Source organism: Leifsonia sp. McL0627, assembly GCF_058244615.1.
The window spans coordinates 1-16,111 of sequence record NZ_JBZCGM010000006.1; the positions used below are offsets into that span (position 1 = coordinate 1).

14 protein-coding genes and 3 pseudogenes are annotated in these 16,111 nt (G+C 69.7%); 11 read left to right on the forward strand and 6 right to left on the reverse strand.

The window, feature by feature from the left end; genetic code table 11:
• Nucleotides 1-292, reverse strand: a pseudogene (locus tag AC37TH_RS16035) (O-antigen ligase family protein); the annotation flags it as partial.
• Nucleotides 271-831, reverse strand: a complete 561-nt coding sequence (locus AC37TH_RS16040; protein WP_490765350.1) for a hypothetical protein — start codon at nt 829-831, stop codon at nt 271-273. The pseudogene AC37TH_RS16035 and the gene AC37TH_RS16040, both read right to left, overlap by 22 nt.
• 206 nt (nt 832-1,037) lie before the next feature.
• On the opposite strand from AC37TH_RS16040, the gene AC37TH_RS16045 reads away from it, so the two are divergent.
• Nucleotides 1,038-1,322 carry a hypothetical protein gene (locus AC37TH_RS16045; RefSeq protein WP_490765351.1) on the forward strand — a complete coding sequence of 95 codons (285 nt, stop codon included), beginning with the start codon at nt 1,038-1,040 and terminating at the stop codon, nt 1,320-1,322.
• Nucleotides 1,323-1,594: 272 nt separating this feature from the next.
• Here AC37TH_RS16045 and AC37TH_RS16050 read toward each other — a convergent pair whose 3' ends face one another.
• Nucleotides 1,595-2,125 carry a type I phosphomannose isomerase catalytic subunit gene (locus AC37TH_RS16050; RefSeq protein ID WP_490765352.1) on the reverse strand — a complete coding sequence of 177 codons (531 nt, stop codon included), beginning with the start codon at nt 2,123-2,125 and terminating at the stop codon, nt 1,595-1,597.
• 133 nt (nt 2,126-2,258) lie between these two features.
• Between AC37TH_RS16050 and AC37TH_RS16055 the strand changes: the two are divergent.
• The 6 genes and pseudogenes from AC37TH_RS16055 (at nt 2,259) to AC37TH_RS16080 (ending at nt 9,941) form a co-directional block, all read left to right on the forward strand.
• A pseudogene (locus tag AC37TH_RS16055) lies at nt 2,259-3,434 on the forward strand (acyl-CoA dehydrogenase family protein).
• A 117-nt stretch (nt 3,435-3,551) separates the two neighbouring features.
• Nucleotides 3,552-4,514 (forward strand): UDP-glucose 4-epimerase GalE, encoded by a 963-nt coding sequence (gene galE / locus AC37TH_RS16060; protein WP_490765353.1) that lies wholly within the window; start codon nt 3,552-3,554, stop codon nt 4,512-4,514.
• 196 nt (nt 4,515-4,710) lie between these two features.
• Nucleotides 4,711-5,031, forward strand: coding sequence for a WhiB family transcriptional regulator (locus tag AC37TH_RS16065; RefSeq protein WP_490765354.1), 321 nt, complete (start codon nt 4,711-4,713; stop codon nt 5,029-5,031).
• Nucleotides 5,032-5,181: 150 nt separating this feature from the next.
• Nucleotides 5,182-8,517 (forward strand): glycosyltransferase family 2 protein, encoded by a 3,336-nt coding sequence (locus AC37TH_RS16070; RefSeq protein ID WP_490765355.1) that lies wholly within the window; start codon nt 5,182-5,184, stop codon nt 8,515-8,517.
• 142 nt (nt 8,518-8,659) lie between these two features.
• A pseudogene (locus tag AC37TH_RS16075) lies at nt 8,660-9,268 on the forward strand (DUF5719 family protein); the annotation flags it as partial.
• Between the two features lie 91 nt (nt 9,269-9,359).
• Nucleotides 9,360-9,941, forward strand: coding sequence for a DUF5719 family protein (locus AC37TH_RS16080; RefSeq protein ID WP_490765356.1), 582 nt, complete (start codon nt 9,360-9,362; stop codon nt 9,939-9,941).
• 15 nt (nt 9,942-9,956) lie between these two features.
• Here the strand turns inward: AC37TH_RS16080 and AC37TH_RS16085 are convergent, their stop codons facing one another.
• Nucleotides 9,957-10,400 carry a metallopeptidase family protein gene (locus AC37TH_RS16085; protein WP_085371336.1) on the reverse strand — a complete coding sequence of 148 codons (444 nt, stop codon included), beginning with the start codon at nt 10,398-10,400 and terminating at the stop codon, nt 9,957-9,959.
• A gap of 42 nt (nt 10,401-10,442) precedes the next feature.
• On the opposite strand from AC37TH_RS16085, the gene AC37TH_RS16090 reads away from it, so the two are divergent.
• The 4 genes from AC37TH_RS16090 to AC37TH_RS16105 are packed head-to-tail and all read left to right on the forward strand — an operon-like array spanning nt 10,443 to nt 14,197.
• On the forward strand, nt 10,443-10,664 hold the full coding sequence (locus AC37TH_RS16090; RefSeq protein ID WP_490765357.1) for a DUF3499 family protein: 222 nt from the start codon (nt 10,443-10,445) through the stop codon (nt 10,662-10,664).
• The gene (locus AC37TH_RS16095; RefSeq protein WP_490765358.1) at nt 10,661-12,097 is read left to right on the forward strand and encodes a phosphomannomutase/phosphoglucomutase; all 1,437 of its coding nucleotides are present in this window, start codon (nt 10,661-10,663) and stop codon (nt 12,095-12,097) included. The genes AC37TH_RS16090 and AC37TH_RS16095 overlap by 4 nt, the downstream gene beginning before the upstream one ends.
• 58 nt (nt 12,098-12,155) lie before the next feature.
• Nucleotides 12,156-13,646: an adenosylhomocysteinase gene (gene ahcY / locus AC37TH_RS16100; RefSeq protein ID WP_490765359.1), complete on the forward strand. Its 1,491-nt coding sequence runs from the start codon at nt 12,156-12,158 to the stop codon at nt 13,644-13,646.
• Complete coding sequence (locus AC37TH_RS16105; protein WP_490765360.1) at nt 13,646-14,197, forward strand: GNAT family N-acetyltransferase; 552 nt, start codon at nt 13,646-13,648, stop codon at nt 14,195-14,197. The genes ahcY and AC37TH_RS16105 overlap by 1 nt, the downstream gene beginning before the upstream one ends.
• A 101-nt stretch (nt 14,198-14,298) precedes the next feature.
• On the opposite strand, the gene AC37TH_RS16110 is transcribed toward AC37TH_RS16105, so the two are convergent.
• Together AC37TH_RS16110 and AC37TH_RS16115 are read right to left on the reverse strand one after the other, a co-directional pair.
• Complete coding sequence (locus tag AC37TH_RS16110; protein WP_490765361.1) at nt 14,299-15,210, reverse strand: cyclase family protein; 912 nt, start codon at nt 15,208-15,210, stop codon at nt 14,299-14,301.
• A 7-nt stretch (nt 15,211-15,217) separates the two neighbouring features.
• Complete coding sequence (locus AC37TH_RS16115) at nt 15,218-16,111, reverse strand: RDD family protein (RefSeq protein WP_490765362.1); 894 nt, start codon at nt 16,109-16,111, stop codon at nt 15,218-15,220.

Sequence of the window (16,111 nt, forward strand, 5' to 3'; positions counted from 1 at the left end):
CGAACAGGGCGGGGATGCGCGACGCGAACGCGATCACGAGGCCGACGACCACGACGGTCAGCGCGGCGGCGGTCAGGTAGACCGGTCGGCGCCTGTCCGGGCCGACCCTGCGCATCCACAGGGCGAAGCCGAGGACGACGGCGGTCGCCAGGAGGGCCACGATGACGGTGGAGGAGCGGGTGAGCGCGAGCGCCAGCACCGCGATCACCAGCCGGGTGATGCCCGTGCCCCTCCGCACGGTGCGGTCGGCGAGCTGGATGCCGAACACGATCAGCGCCAGCAGCGCCACCATCGCCAGCAGGTTGCTGTTCGTCGACGTGTTCGATTGCCCGCCGTGAAGAGCAGCCCCCTGCTCCAATAGAACGCGGACGGTTGCTTGCCCGGCGGGTAATGCGCCCAGAACGGCAGCACCGGGTGCCGCACGAACGCGGCCACGATGAACTCGAACAGCAGTGCGAGGCCGAGGATCCAGCGGAACGCGTTCGGGCGCGAGCGCGCAGCCACTGCGGCCAGTCGAGGCGGAGCGCCAGGAACACTGCGCCGATGGTCGTCGCGTGGCGGAGCGCGGCGCGCTCGCCCAGGATATGCCGACCACGCGATCGACACGGTCGCCAGCAGCAGGAAGAGGGCGAGCATCCTGGGCAGCCTGCGCCAGTGGAACGCCGGGCGCGTGCGCACCAGGATCACGATGCTGCCCGCCGCGAGCAGCCCGGCGAGCACGAAGTACCCTGGCCAGCTGATCAGGTTGCGCCAGAAGTCGCCGGCGAACAGCGTGAACAGCAGCAGCGTTGCGAACGCCGCGACACCCGACCCGGACGCAGCGGCGGCCACACGAGCCCTGATCGACGGAGCGGAAAGTGCAGGTCTGGTTTCGGAAGACTAGCGGACCGATATTCAGGCATTCGGTGTGGCGACGAACACGGTTCCGTCCCCGGAGATCGTGACCGCGGCCTCGTCGGGGGTGATCGAGAGCCCCCGACTGTCCGCGCCCGAGCGTCAGGCCGGCGTGTGCACCGGTCAGCTCCACCGAGCCGGCCGTGCAGATCGCGATGGCCGCCCCCGGCAGTTGGATGCTCGTGGTCGGGATCGCGGCTGTGGCCGCGCCGCCGACCGTGGCGTGGTCGAGGGCGAAGTCGGGCACGTCCGGACGGAACACGTCGACGCCGGGCGCAGGGTGCTCCGCGGCCATCGGTGTGGCCACGATGGGGCGGAAGTCCAGGATGCTCACCAGCTCCGGCACGTCGATGCGCTTCGGCGTCAGGCCGCCGCGCAGCACGTTGTCGGACGCGGCCATGAGCTCGATGCCGAGGCCGCGCAGATAGGCGTGGATGTTCCCGGCGGGCAGGTAGAGCACTTCGCCCGGTCGCAGGGTCGCCCGGTTGAGGAGCAGCGCGAGCACGATGCCGGGGTCGCCGGGGAACGCTTCTGCGAGCATTCGCACCGTGTCGGCGGCGACGGCGAGGTCGTCGCCCACTCCGGGTCCGGCTCGATGGCGATGGCCGTGGCGACGACGGCGCCGACGAGTTCGCCGACGGTCGGGTCGCCGCCGAGCAGCCACTCGGTCGCGCGACGCAAAACAGCGGTCGGCTCCCGGTCAGGGTCTCGGCGAAGGCGGAGACGACAGCGCGCTCGCCGTCGGCGGCGGTCTCCGCCAGCGCGGAGAACAGGGCGGCGCTGCGCTCGACGTCGCGGAACCCGCACAGCGCATCGAAGGTGTCGCTGAGCGCGTAGATGAGCTCCGGCTTGTGGAAGGGGTCCTTGTAGTTGGTTCTGGGGAGTCGAGCGGGATGCCGGCGGCGTTCTCCCTGGCGAACCCTGCTGCGGCCTGCTCCGACGACGGGTGCGCCTGCAGGGACAGCGGTCCGGCGGCGGCCAGCACCTTCAACAGGTAGGGGAGGTGCGCATCCGGTCGCCCGAGCGACGCCTGCGGGTCGGCGGCCGTCCAGGCGGCCAGGTCGGCCGCCCCTCCGGTCTGCGACGGATCGGCGATCACCGACGGCGAACCGGGATGAGCGCCGAGCCACAGCTCAGCCTCCGGCTTCCCGCTCGGTTCGGTGCCGAGAAGCCCGGCGATGGCGGTGGTGGAACCCCAGGCGTAGTCGCGGGGGGTATTGCCGATGCGCACAAACATCCGTCGTGGTCCCTTTCGATTCGTTAGACCAAACTACCAATCGCTTTTGCCCGCCCCGCCCGGCTGCTTAGGCTGGCGCTGGTCGCCCGCCGACCGTCACCCCGCCGTCCGACGCAATGGAGCAGCTATGGCCTTCGAGTCCCTCGCCAGCGATTTCTACGGATATGAGGACCTTCTCAGTACCCAGGAGAAGGACTTCATCGCGAACCTCCGTGCCTACCTCGAGGCCGAGGTGAAGCCGATCGTCAACGAGCACTGGGAGCGCGCGGAGTTCCCGCACCAGATCATCGAGGGCCTGCACAAGACGGGCACCATCGGCCTCGGCTTCCCCGACGGCCCAGTTCGAGAACTCGGCCGTGTTCCGCGGCTGGGTGGCGCTCGAGCTCGCCCGCATCGACGCCTCCGTCAGCACGTACGTCGGTGTGCAGAACGGCCTGGCGCTCGGCGCCGTCGGCGTGTGCGGCTCGGACGAGCAGCGCGCCGAGTGGCTGCCGAAGCTCGCCAGCGGAGAGGTCCTCGGCGCGTTCGGGCTGACCGAGCCGCTCTCCGGCTCCGACTCCCGCGCAGGGCCTCCGCACGATCGCCACCCGCGACGGCGACAACTGGGTACTCAACGGCTCCAAGCGCTGGATCGGCAACGCGACGTTCAGCGACATCACCATCATCTGGGCGAAGAGCGCTGAGGACGGCCAGGTCAAGGGCTTCATCGTCCCGACCTCCACCCCCGGATACACGGCGACGAAGATCGAGGGCAAGCAGTCCCTCCGCATGGTGCAGAACGCCGACATCACGCTGGAGAACGTGGTGGTCCCCGAGTCGCTGCGCTTGCAGAACGCGAACTCGTTCAAGGACACCGCCGCTGTGCTGCGGCTCAGCCGCCGAGGTCGCCTGGGCGGCGGTCGGCGTCGCCGTCGGCGCGTACGAGGCAGCGGTGAAGTACTCGAAGGAGCGCATCCAGTTCGGCAAGCCCTTGGGGTCCCACCAGCTCATCCAGGATCTGCTGGTCAAGTCGCTCGGCAACATCACCGCCTCGATCGCCCTCTGCACGCGGGTGTCGACGATGCTCGACGACGGCAAGCAGCGCGACGAGCACTCCGCGCTCGCCAAGGCGTTCGCCACCTCCCGGATGCGCGAGACCGTCGCGTGGTGCCGCGAGATCCTCGGCGGCAACGGCATCGTGCTCGATTACGACGTCATCCGCTTCTTCGCCGACGCCGAGGCCCTCTACTCGAACGAGGGCACCCGCGAGATGAACACCCTCATCGTCGGCCGCTCCATCACCGGCCAGGCCGCCTTCGTCTAGCCGGCCTTCGTCCAGCCCGACCCCTCCCGCCGCTCCCTGATGGCGTTGGCGGGGCCGATAGGCTGGGCGTTCGGCAGGACGACGCAGCCGAGCAGACGAGCGTATGAGGAGGACCGCGTGGCGTGGTTGGTGACCGGAGGAGCTGGATACATCGGCTCGCACATCGTGCGGGCCTTCCGTTCGGAGGGCATCGACGTCGTCGTGGTCGACGACCTGTCGAGCGGGCATGAGGAGTTCGTCCCTTCCGGCGTTCCGTTCTACCGCGGGACCATCCTCGACGGCGCGCTGCTCCAGCAGATCCTCGCCGAGAACAACGTCACCGGCGTCGTGCATGTCGCCGGCTTCAAGTACGCGGGCGTTTCCGTGCAGCGTCCGCTGCACACCTACGAGCAGAACGTGACGGCCACCGCCGTGCTGCTGGCCGCCATGCAGGAGGCCGGCGTCGACGCGATGGTCTTCTCGTCGTCCGCCGCCGTTTACGGCACCCCGGATGTGGACATCGTCACCGAGGGGACGCCCAAGAACCCCGAGTCGCCATACGGGGAGTCCAAGCTGATCGGGGAGTGGCTGCTGCGCGACCAGGGTGTCGCCGCCGCACTCCGACACACCAGCCTGCGCTACTTCAACGTCGTCGGCTCCGGCGACCCCGCGCTCCGCGACACCAGCCCGCACAACCTGTTCCCCCTGGTGTTCGACGCTCTGGCCGCAGGACGCACCCCGCGCATCAACGGCGTGGACTACCCGACGCCGGACGGCACCTGCGTCCGCGACTACATCCACGTCGCCGATCTGGCCGCCTCGCACGTCGCGGCGGCGAAACGACTGGATGCGGGGGAGGACATCGAGCCCGTCTACAACCTGGGCAGCGGCGACGGCGTCTCGGTCGGCGAGATCATGACGACCGTCGCGTCGGTGACCGGTATCGAGTTCACCCCAGAAGTGGGGCCGCGCCGCGCGGGAGATCCTGCCAGGATCGTCGCATCCGGTGAACTCGCCGCCCGGGATCTGGACTGGAGAATGCGCCACACCCTGGACGAGATGGTTCGCAGCGCCTGGGAAGCCCGCCAAGCGGCCTCCTGACCGCACTGCCAACCGTCGAACGGGGGTAGAACGGCCGGGCGTGTCGGGATTGTTGTCGACCGTCGGCGCGTCGCGAAGTCTCGACCTGGACTCAAGGCTTTACGATTTGCGACTTGACTCTTGGGAATGACAACGGTGTAATTATTCCAACACGTTGTCTGGCGTGTGCTTAGCAGTTAATGGGTGGGAGTCCGATATGACAGTTCCTGAATATCGCTCTGGAGTACCCGACGACTGGTTCATCGATCCGGTCAAACTCGGGGTTCCGGGAGTCCGGCCGAGTGTCGACGACGACAATCCGCTGGCCTGGCAGTCCGATTCGCTCTGCGCACAGACCGATCCCGAGGCGTTCTTCCCGGAAAAGGGCGGTTCGACCCGCGACGCCAAGAGGATCTGCACCTCGTGCGAAGTGCGCTCGCAGTGCCTCGAATACGCTCTCGCAAACGACGAGCGCTTCGGCATCTGGGGTGGTCTCTCCGAGCGCGAGCGTCGCAAACTCCGCAAGCGCGCCAGCTGACGATTCCTCGGTCTCTCGGCAGCTTTCTGCGCCGGTTTCCCCGCCCACGATCAGCGTGAACCCACCCGACTCCCAGGGCCGGTCGTGAATTCGCGCCGCGCCCGATCTGCCTCCACGAATCGACGCGACGCCAACCTAGGCTGACTCCCGATGTATCCGAGAGTCACTGCCATCGTCGTCGCCCAGGCCGGCGGCCCCCACCTTCAGCGCACTCTCGACGCCATCGCGGCCCAGACGAGACAACCGGACGCCGTGATCGCCGTCGATTGCGCGTCGACGGACGACGCCGCCAAGCTCTTCGCCGACTTCCATCCGACCCAGATCCTCTCCGTACAGGAGCGGCTGCCGTTCGGGGCCGCCGTCGCGACCGGCGTGCGGGTGACCGCGCCGCCGACGTCCGACCACGAGTGGCTCTGGCTGCTCGCGCAGGACACGGCTCCGGAGCCCGGCGCCCTCGAAGCGCTGCTCGGCGCCGTCGAGGTGTCGCCGTCCGTCGCGGTCGCCGGACCCAAGCTGGTCGACTGGGAGGACGCGTCGTTCATCCGCGAGTTCGGTGTGGCGATGACGCCGCTCGGCGCCGCGGTGCCACTGGTCGAGAACGAGATGGACCAGGCGCAGCACGACGGCCTCACCGACGTCCTTGGCGTCTCTTCCGCCGGCATGATCGTGCGCCAGACTGTCTGGGACAAGCTCGGCGGGTTCGACCCGGCGCTGCCGACCGCCGACGACGGCCTCGACTTCTGCACCAGGGTGCGCCTCGCCGGCTACCGGGTCTCGCTCGTCGCCCAGGCCAGGGTGGCGATCGCCGGGGACGGCATCGCGGGCCCCAATCTCTCACGCAAGTGGACCGTGCGCCGCCGCCTCACCAAGGAGCGTCGCGCAGCGCAGCTGCACCGCCGGATGGTCTACGCGCCGGCAGCGGCCGTGCCGTTCCACTGGCTCAGCCTGGTGCCGCTCGCGATCCTCCGCTCCCTCGGTCGCATCCTGCGCAAGGAGCCCGGCTCCGTCGGCGGCGAACTCGCCGCAGGATTCCGCGTCGCGTTCTCCGGGATGAAGGTGAGCAACGCGCGCAAGACGCTCGCCACGAACAAGACGGTCGGCTGGGCCGCCGTCGCGCCCCTGCGCATCCCGTTGGACGAGGTGCGGCGTGCGCGTGCGCTGAAACGCGAGGCGGCGCAGGTCGGCCAGCAGGGCGAACGCCAGGAGCTCGACTTCTTCGGAACGGGTGGAGGCTGGACGGTGCTCGCCGCGCTGGTCGTCGGCGTCGCGCTGTTCTTCCCGCTGTTCGGCAGCAGCGCGCTCACCGGGGGAGGGCTGCTTCCGCTGACCTCGTCGGTCGGGCAGCTCTGGGCGAACCTCGGCTACGGCTGGCGCGACATCGGGCTGGGCTTCACCGGGGCCGCCGACCCGTTCTCCGCCGTGCTGGCGGTGCTCGGTACGCTGACATTCTGGCAGCCGTCCATCGCCATCGTCGGGCTGTACTTCCTCGCGATCCCGCTCGCCGCTCTCGGCGCGTGGCTCGCCGCCGCCAGGCTCACCGCCAAGACGACGCTCCGCGTGTTCGCCGGGCTCGCGTACGCGTTCGCGCCGACCTTGCTGGTCGCGCTGCAGGGCGGCCGCCCGTCGGCCGTGATCGCGCACGTGCTGCTCCCGTGGCTGTTCTTCGCCGGGCTCGCGGCTCGCCGGTCGTGGGCGGCCAGCGCCGTCACCGCCCTCCTCGCCGCGGCGACGGCCGCCTGCGCCCCCGTCCTCATCCCGGCCCTCCTGGTGGCCTGGATCGCGGCCATCGCGTTCGGTGGACGAAGGGCGGCGCGCATCGCGTTCATCCCGTTGCCCGCCGTCGTGCTGTTCGCCCCGCTGGTCTGGCAGCAGATCAGCCGCGGGGCGTGGCTGTCGATCTTCGCCGACCCCGGAGTCGCACTGGATGCGCGCCAGACGCCCGCCTGGCAGCTCGCCCTGGGCTTCCCCGACGGAACGCTCGGCGGCTGGCACGACCTCGGCTCGGTGCTCTCGTTCCCGCTGCCGGAGGCGGCCCCGAACATCATCGTCCCGATCCTGCTCGCCCCGCTCGGCGTCCTCGCGATCCTCGCCCTGTTCCTCAAAGGGTCGAGCAGGGCCATCGTCGCGCTGCTCGTCGCCCTGGTCGGCTTCCTCACTGCTGTGGCGTCGCTGCACGTGCAGGTCGCCGTCGCCGGTTCGACCGTGGTCCCGATCTGGCCTGGCACGGCCGTCAGCCTGTACTGGCTCGGTCTGATCGGCGCCGCCGTCCTCGCTCTCTCCGCCATTGGACGCGCCGCGGTGTACCCGGCCTGGGTCGCGATCCTCACGCTCGCCATCGCCACCGTGCCGTCGGCCATCGGCATGCTCGACGGCCAGACGGACGTCGTCCAGAGCGACGGGCGCACGATGCCGGCGGTCGTCACGGCGAAGGCGGCGACGCAGCCGCGCACGGGGACCTTGCGGATCACCGCGCAGCCGAACGGCGGGATCGCGGCCGAACTCGTCCGTGGCTCCGGCCAGACCCTCGACGTGCAGAGCACGCTGAGTTCGACGGAGCGCACGCTCTCGCAGCAGCAGAAAGAGCTGGCGACGCTCGCGGGCAACCTGTCGTCGCAGAGCGGCTACGACGGCTCCGCCACCATGAAGAAGCTCGGCATCGACTTCGTGCTGCTCGCACCGGCCGCCAGACAGCTCGACCAGAAGTCCACGGAGCCTCTGCCGGTCAGCGAACCGGCGAAGGTCAGCAGGGTGCGTGCATCCACTGCACTCGACGCCAACCCGCTGCTCGCACCGGTCGGAGCGACCGTGAGCGGCCAGCTGTGGGCGTTCGACCGTGGCACTGCCGCAGAACCTGCTGCCGCGATCGTCCCGGCGGACGCCGGAGGGATTTGGCGCCCGATCGTGCTGCTGGTCCAGGGCATCATCGTCGGCATCGCGCTGCTGATGGCCATCCCGACCACGCGGTCGGCCGACCGCGTCGCCGAGCTGAACTCGCGTCGGCCCAAGCGCCGCCACGGCGAGGACGACGACGGCGTCGTGACGCCGGACGACGAGCCGGATCAGCCGAAGGACGGCGAGGAGAACGTGGCCGACGAGACGCTCTCGGAATACGAGGCGGAGCCGGACGACGAAGCGTCGGTTGAATCCACGGAGGAGGACGCCCAGGAGTCAGAGCCTGCGGTCGAGCCTGCGCCGGACGCCGAACCGGCGGACGAGCCTGCACCGGAGCCGGAGCCGGAGCCGGAGCCGGAACCCGAGCCCGCGCCGGAACCCGAGCCCGCACCCGAACCTGCACCGGAACCGGCCCAGGAGCCTGCTCCAGAACCAGAACCAGAACCAGAGCCCCAGAACCCCGAACCAGTGCAGGAGCCGCAGCCGAAGCCCGAGGACGTCCTCGTCCCTGCGACGCCGACCACCCTCGAGGAAGGCCTCGAAGAGACGATCATCCGCCCGCGTCGCGGAACGGAAGGAGGCGACCGTGGCTGATAAGCGTGGAATCGCCAGAGTCAGCATCCGCGTCGTCGCGGGCGTCGTCGGCCTGGGTGTGGCCGGCATCGCCATCGCCGGTGCATCGTTGCTTCCCATCCCGTCGTTCCAGATCTCCGCACCGGCTTCGACAGTGAAGCCCGTGCCCGCCGATCAGCAGCGCGTCTGCCCTGGGCCGCTGCTTGCACTCGCGGCGGACGCCACCGCGGCGACCACCGCTTCCCCCTTCGCCGCGCCGACCTCGACGTACGGGACGGACGGCGGCAGCATCCAGACCAGATCGCTGAAACCGGACTCCGACGGCTCTGACCCCTCCAAGGCTCCGCAGACGCTCACCGTCGCGACGCCGCCGGGCGCGAACACCCCTCCGCTCATCGCCGGCGCCCAGTCCCAGAACGCGACGACGGCCGACCTCGCCGGGCTGGCGACGACGGCCTGCGGCGAGGCGAACGCCGACAGCTGGCTCGTCGCCGGTTCCACGGCGCTCGGCCAGACCAGCCTGGTCATGCTCTCCAACCCGACCTCCGTGCAGGCGACCGTCAATCTCACGATCTTCGCCGAGACCGGTCCAGTGGATGCGCCGGGCGCGGCGGGCATCGTCGTTCCGGCCGGCACGCAGAAGGTGATCCCGCTCGCCGGGCTCGCGCCGTCGGTCGCAGCCCCCGTCGTCCATGTGCAGAGCACGGGCGGCCAGGTGCTCGCCTCGCTGCAGCAGAGCTTCGAGCAGGGCATCGACCCGCGCGGTGCCGAACTGACCGGTGCGACAGGGTCTCCGTCGCGCGTGCAGGTGATCTCCGGAATGACCATCGCCAACCTCGCCGCCATCGAGGGCGCGCAATCCGGTGAGAGCTACAGCTTCGGACCTGCCGGCCGTCCGGATCTTCGTGCCGGGCAGCACCGACGCCGACATCACGGTCGGCGCCGTCGGCGAGAACGGCACGGCCGCCGGCAACTCCTATGCCCAGACCGTCAAGGCCGGTGTCGTCGCCGAGATCCCGCTCGATCACCTGAAGGACGGCAACTACACCGTCACCGTGCGGTCGTCCGTCCCCGTCGTCGCCGCGGCGCGCACCTCGGTCGCCGGGGCGAAGTCGCAGGACTTCAGCTGGTTCGGATCGTCGCAGCCGATGGGCGACACGTTCCTCGCCGCCGTGCCGTCCGCTCCCGGCCCGATGGTGCACTTCGCCAACCCGGGCACCAAAGACCAGAAGGTGACCATCAAGGGCCGCTCCGGGGCTCCGGCGACCTTGACCATCCCCGCTGAGGGGGCGGCGAACGTCAAGGTCGGCGGCGGGATGTACACCGTCACGGGCGGCCACGGACTCTACGTGAGCGTCAGCTTCTCCGCCGATGGTCTGGCGAGCTCGTTCCCGCTCAACCCGCCTGGCCCGCTGGCCGCGCCGATCGAGGTGTACCCGCGCTAGCGCAGCGTCGGACCGTCAGAAGTGACGGTACCGATCCGGCGCCAGGTCCCACGGGTCTTTCCCCAGCAGCTCCGCGACGGCGCGGAACACGCAGCCCTCCACGAACATCCTGCGGTGCAGGTCGTCGTTGCGGTGCAGCTTCGTGAGGCGCTGGATGGGCACCCGGTAGAGCACGATGCGGCGCTGCGCGTGGTCGACGTGCCAGCGGTCGACGCCGTCGCTTCCCGTGTTGCCGATCGGTGTCGCCGCGACCTCGAAGTGCACGTCGGCGAGCTCGTTCGGCCAGACGCCTTTGAGGTAGTCGGCCGTGGAGGCGACGGTCATGTCGAAGAAGTCGATGCGGTTGTTCAGCATCGGCAGGTGCGGACCGGTGACGGGGCCTCTGGCTCCGCGCCCGTGCCTGCTGCGCCACCGGGAGGTGGCAGGCGGCTGGCTGCTTGAGCGGCGGTTGCGGGGCATGTCGCAATCCTACGTCGCCTGTGCTCGGGTATCCTGAGGCCGATGTTGAGCCGCCCGTGTTCCCGCGTGGCGTGTCCACGCGATGCTGTGGCCACGCTCACATACGTGTACGCGGATTCGATGGCCGTGCTCGGCCCGCTGAGCCTGAGCCACGAGCCGCACTCCTACGATCTCTGCGCCATCCACGCCGAGCGGATGTCCGCTCCGCAGGGCTGGCAGGTTGTGCGGCATCAGGTGTTCGGTGAAGTAGGTTATGGGGCGTGAGCACCAACACCGATACTCCGCACAACTCCTCGCTCGACGCCGTCGTGAAGACGTATGACATCCGTGGCCTCGTTGGCAAGGATCTGACCGAGGAGGTCGTCACCGCCATCGCGGCCGGCTTCGTCGACGAGGTCGGGGCTGCTGGGCAGGACGTCATCGTCGGACACGACATGCGCGACTCGTCTCCCACGTTCGCGGCCGCGTTCGCACGTGGTGCACAGGCCAGGGGAGCCAACGTCGTGTCGATCGGCCTGTGCTCGACGGACGAGTCGTATTTCGCATCCGGTGCGTGGGCGTCGGCCGCGGCCATGTTCACCGCGAGCCACAATCCCGCCACCTACAACGGCATCAAGCTCTCCCGCGCCGGCGCGCAGGGGCTCAGCATGAACACCGGGCTCGCCGGTGTGCGCGACCGCGCGGCCGTCTACCTGCACGACGGCGTCGACGCCGTGGACGAGCCGGGCGGCTTCCGCGAGGAGGACGTGCTCGCCGCGTACTCCGCCTACCTGCGTTCGCTGGTCGACCTCTCCGGCATCCGCCCGATCACCGTCGTGGTGGATGCGGGCAACGGCATGGGCGGACTGACCGTTCCCGCCGTGCTCGGCGAGGCGGCGGGCCTTCCCGCCCTTCCGCTCACGATCATCCCGATGTACTTCGAGCTCGACGGCACATTCCCCAACCACGAGGCCAACCCGCTCGACCCGAAGAACCTGGTCGACCTGCAGCGCGCCGTCGTGGAGCACGGGGCGGACATCGGCCTCGCCTTCGACGGCGACGCCGACCGCTGCTTCGTCGTGGACGAGAACGGGGACGCCGTCACGCCGTCCGCCGTCGCCGCGATCGTCGCGCTGCGCGAGATCGCGCGCGCCAGACGCGAGGACCCGGACGCCGAGATCACGGTCATCCACAACCTGATCACCTCCAACGTGGTCCCGGAGACGATCGAGGCGGCGGGAGCCACGCCGCTGCGCACCCGCGTCGGCCACACCCTCATCAAAGACGCGATGCGCGAATCCGGCGCCGTCTTCGGCGGAGAGCACTCCGCGCACTACTACTTCCGCGATTTCTGGAGTGCGGACAACGGGATGCTCGCCGCCATGCACCTGCTCGCCGAGTTCGGCGCCCAGGACCGGCCGCTGTCCGAGCTATCCGCCCGGTTCACCCCGTATCCGATGTCCGGAGAGATCAACTCGACGGTCGACGACGTCCCCTCCGCGTTCACGCGCGTGGTCGAGGCGTTCACCGGCCGGGCGGAGTTCGACGAGCTCGATGGGCTGACCGTCACCGGCTACGTCGGAGGCGACGAGCCGTTCTGGTGGTTCTCCGTCCGCCCGTCGAACACCGAGCCGCTGCTGCGGCTCAATGTCGAGGCGGCCGACCGGCCGACGATGGAGCGCATCCGCGACGAAGTGCTGGCGCTCATCCGCGCCTGACAGCGGGCATCCCGTCACACGACTGTGCGACGCGGGCACCGGATGCGACAATGGGGCAATGGCCACAACCACCGTCGCTGAATCCACCTCCACTCTTCCGTTCAAGGTCGCAGACCTCTCCCTCGCAGAGGCGGGGCGCCACCAGATCCGTCTGGCAGAGAACGAGATGCCCGGTCTCATGTCGCTCCGTGAGGAGTTCGGGGCGTCGAAGCCCCTGGCGGGCGCTCGCATCGCCGGCTCGCTGCACATGACCGTGCAGACCGCCGTGCTGATCGAGACACTTGTCGCTCTCGGCGCGCAGGTGCGCTGGGCCAGCTGCAACATCTTCTCGACCCAGGACGACGCGGCTGCGGCCATCGCCGTTGGCCCGAACGGCACAGTGGATGCGCCGGCCGGTGTCCCCGTGTTCGCCTGGAAGGGCGAGTCTCTGGAGGAGTACTGGTGGTGCACCCAGCAGATCTTCGACTGGACGACAGAGGCCTCGGCGGTCGGCGCCGACTGGACCGGCCCGAACCTGATCCTCGACGACGGCGGCGACGCCACCCTCCTCGTGCACAAGGGCCGCGAGTTCGAGCTCGCAGGTGCAGTGCCGGACGACGCGGCAGGCGACAGCCACGAATACCGCGTGATCCTCGCAGCGCTCCGCGCCTCCATCGCCGAGTCCGCCGACCGCTGGACCCGCGTGGCAGCCGACCTCCTCGGCGTCACGGAGGAGACCACCACCGGTGTCCACCGCCTCTATGAGCTCGCTCGCGACGGCCAGCTGCTCTTCCCGGCCATCAACGTCAACGACTCGGTGACCAAGAGCAAGTTCGACAACAAGTACGGCATCCGCCACTCCCTCCCGGACGGCCTCAACCGCGCCACCGACGTGCTCATCGGCGGCAAGATCGCCTTCGTCGCGGGCTACGGCGACGTGGGCAAGGGGGCGGCGGAGGCGCTGCGCGGCCAGGGCGCCCGTGTGATCGTCAGCGAAGTCGACCCGATCAACGCCCTCCAGGCGGCGATGGACGGCTATCAGGTGGCGCGCATCGAGTCCGTCGTCGACCAGGTCGACATCTTCATCACCGGCACCGGCAACCTCAACGTGATCACACTCGACCACATCCTGGCGATGAAGCATCAGGCGATCGTGGCGAACGTCGGCCACTTCGACAACGAGATCGACATGGCGGGCCTCGAATCGCTCGCGGGCGCCGAGAAGGTCGAGATCAAGCCGCAGGTGCACGAGTGGCGCCTGCCGAGCGGCCGCAGCGTCCTGGTGCTGTCGGAGGGCCGTCTGATGAACCTCGGCAACGCCACCGGCCACCCGAGCTTCGTGATGAGCAACTCGTTCACCAACCAGGTGCTCGCGCAGCTGGAGCTGTACGTCTCGCCGGAGAACTACCCGATCGGCGTCTACGTGCTCCCCAAGCACCTCGACGAGAAGGTCGCACGCCTCCACCTGGATGCGCTCGGCGTGGAGCTGACGACCCTGACCGACGAGCAGGCCGCATACATCGGCGTCAGCGTCGACGGGCCGTACAAGGTCGATCACTACCGATACTGATGACACTCACCTTCACCGACCGCGAGTTGCCGGGCGGCCTCACCCTGCGCGTGCGCAGGCCTGAGGACGCCCCGGCGCTCGCGGCAGCATACGTCGCCAACCGGGGCCACCTCGCTCCGTGGGAGCCGACCCGCACCGACGAGTTCTTCACCGCGGAGGCGCAGCGCAGGCACATCGAGAGGGCGCTTGCGCTCTACGGTGCAGGCACGGCCGTCCCGCTCATCATCGTGGACGGCGACGACGTCGCCGGGGGCTTCGACCTCAGCAGCATCGTGCACGGAGCCTTCGAGAGCGCGATGATCGGCTACTGGCTCGATCGCGCGCACACCAAGCAGGGGCTCGCCTCCGCCGCTCTCGGCGTCATCGTCGAGACGGCCCGCGACGACTTCGGGCTGCACCGCATCCAGGCCGCGACGCTGCTGCACAACCAGGCGTCGCAGTCCGTCCTGACGCGCTCCGGCTTCGAGCGCATCGGCGTCGCCCCGAACTACCTCAACATCGCTGGCCGCTGGCAGGACCACGTGCTCTTCCAGCGCATCCTGCACGACTGAGCCGCCTCCACCGCGCCCCACCAATCGAGTGGTCCCGAATCGCCGCAGCGCACACGTTGCGCACGGCAATTCGGGACCACTCGTTGCGTTAAGCCTCCGTGTCAGACCTCCGCGTATGCACGCACGGGGAACGTGCCGAAGGCCTCGACGGCAGGCGGGGCGGCCGTGAAGCGTGCGCCGCGCGCCGGAACGGACCCGAGGTTCGTCAGGTGCTCGACAACGTGGATGCCCGCCGCGAGCAGCAGGGAGTGCGCCGGGCGTTCGCCGCCGGACTCGGTGTCGTCGATGTTGAGAGAGTCGATGCCGACCAGGGTGACGCCCGCATCCACCAGGTGCTGTGCTCCAGCCTCGGTGAGGAACGGCGCTCCGTGCGCGTATTCCGGTCGGCCGAAGCGGGCATCCCAGCCGGTGTGCAGCAGCACGGCCGTCCCGGCCAGCGTGCGGTCGTGGAACACCGTCGCCGGGATGCCGCGCTCGCCCAGGTCGGTCAGGTGGAAGACCTCGGCTGGGAGGCCGACGAGCGTCGACAGGTCGAGCGACGCGAGGTCGCCGCCGTCCGCGTAGCGGTGGAACGGGCTGTCGAGGTAGGTGCCCGTGTTGCCGATCATGGTGATGATGTCCATTGCGAACTGGGTGCCGGGGGCGTACCTCGCAACGGAGTCCTCACGGGTCAGGTGCGGTGTGATCGTCGGCGCTGGCAGCCCGGGGTATGTGACGAGCCCGGCCCGGATGCGGTGACTCAGGTCGACGAGGCGCGCACGCTCCTGCACCGGCGCGGTCGACGGCTCCGGGCTGATCCCTCTGCTGCCCCTGTGCTGCTCCTCCACGATGGTGAGGCCGGACAGCCGCACCTCGCCGACGAGCGCGAGGCCGAGGTGCCGCACGAACAGTTCGGCGATCTCCTCCTCCGACTCGGCTGCGTCCGGCAGGTCGAGCCGGAAACCGTTGGTCTGCAGGCTGCCGCCGTTGACGAACGTCACCGTCGCATCGAAGTGGGCGCGGTATTCGGTCATAGTGCTCCTAGCGGATCGGGCTCAGCGGATCGGCCGAACGGGATGGGCTCGGCCGGATGTGCTCAGCGGTCGGGGAAGTCGTGCGGCAGCCCGTCGAGCAGCGGTTCGAGCCGTTGGAGGCGTTCCTGTTCGATGGCGAGGCCGGTGGCGTCGCGCTGACGGCGCAGCAGGGCGACGGCCACCAGGAACGTCTCCGCGTCGACAGGAGGGAGGGGGAGACGTACGCGGACGCCTCGGCCGCCAGCTCGGCACTCAGTCCGGCACGCGCGGTCGCCGTGAGCTGCGGCGCCTGGCGCACGAACTGGGCGATCCGGCGGGCGAGCCTGTCCGGCAGCTTCGCGACGTCCGCCGTGGCGGCCCAGCCGGCCAGATGCGGCGCGAGGAAGAGGGGGAGGGGGTCGGCCTTCGGCGCTCGCTCGTACTGGCTGTACGTGCCCGCCAGGAGGTCGCCGAGACGCTTCGACCTCGCGTTCAGGAGTCCGGTGAGGGCCGCAACGCCGCCGACGGTCATGAAGATCTCCAGCACGCCGACGAGCGCCCGGATGAACGCGTGCCGGAAGCCGATGGCGCCGCCGTCGTCGCGGACGATGCGCGCCCCGACCGCGAGCTTCCCGAGCGACTTGCCGTGACTCGCGAGCTCAACGGTCGTCGGGAGCACCACCATCCCGAATACCAGGATGAGCACGACGAGCGCCCGGCCCGCCGCCGCATCCAGCCCGCCACCCGTTGCGACGAGCAGCAGGATGCAGCCGAGCATGACGAGCATGTACGTCAGCCAGTCGATGGCGGTTCCTGCGGCACGGAGGATGTAACTGGCCGGTTTGACGTCGAGCGCGACGGCCTCGCCGGTGACGAGTTCGCGTTCGTCGTGGCCGGAGTACGTCTGCGCCGGTGCCGTCAT

Excerpts from the sequence above, each read along its gene's own strand:
- AC37TH_RS16065 (WP_490765354.1), top strand. The coding sequence starts at position 4,711 with ATGACAGTTCCTGAATATCGCTCTGGAGTACCCGACGACTGGTTCATC.
- AC37TH_RS16070 (WP_490765355.1), top strand. The coding sequence starts at position 5,182 with ATGTATCCGAGAGTCACTGCCATCGTCGTCGCCCAGGCCGGCGGCCCC.
- AC37TH_RS16085 (WP_085371336.1), bottom strand. The coding sequence starts at position 10,400 with ATGCCCCGCAACCGCCGCTCAAGCAGCCAGCCGCCTGCCACCTCCCGG.
- AC37TH_RS16090 (WP_490765357.1), top strand. The coding sequence starts at position 10,443 with ATGTTGAGCCGCCCGTGTTCCCGCGTGGCGTGTCCACGCGATGCTGTG.
- ahcY (WP_490765359.1), top strand. The coding sequence starts at position 12,156 with ATGGCCACAACCACCGTCGCTGAATCCACCTCCACTCTTCCGTTCAAG.
- AC37TH_RS16105 (WP_490765360.1), top strand. The coding sequence starts at position 13,646 with ATGACACTCACCTTCACCGACCGCGAGTTGCCGGGCGGCCTCACCCTG.
- AC37TH_RS16110 (WP_490765361.1), bottom strand. The coding sequence starts at position 15,210 with ATGACCGAATACCGCGCCCACTTCGATGCGACGGTGACGTTCGTCAAC.
- AC37TH_RS16115 (WP_490765362.1), bottom strand. The coding sequence starts at position 16,111 with ATGACGGCACCGGCGCAGACGTACTCCGGCCACGACGAACGCGAACTC.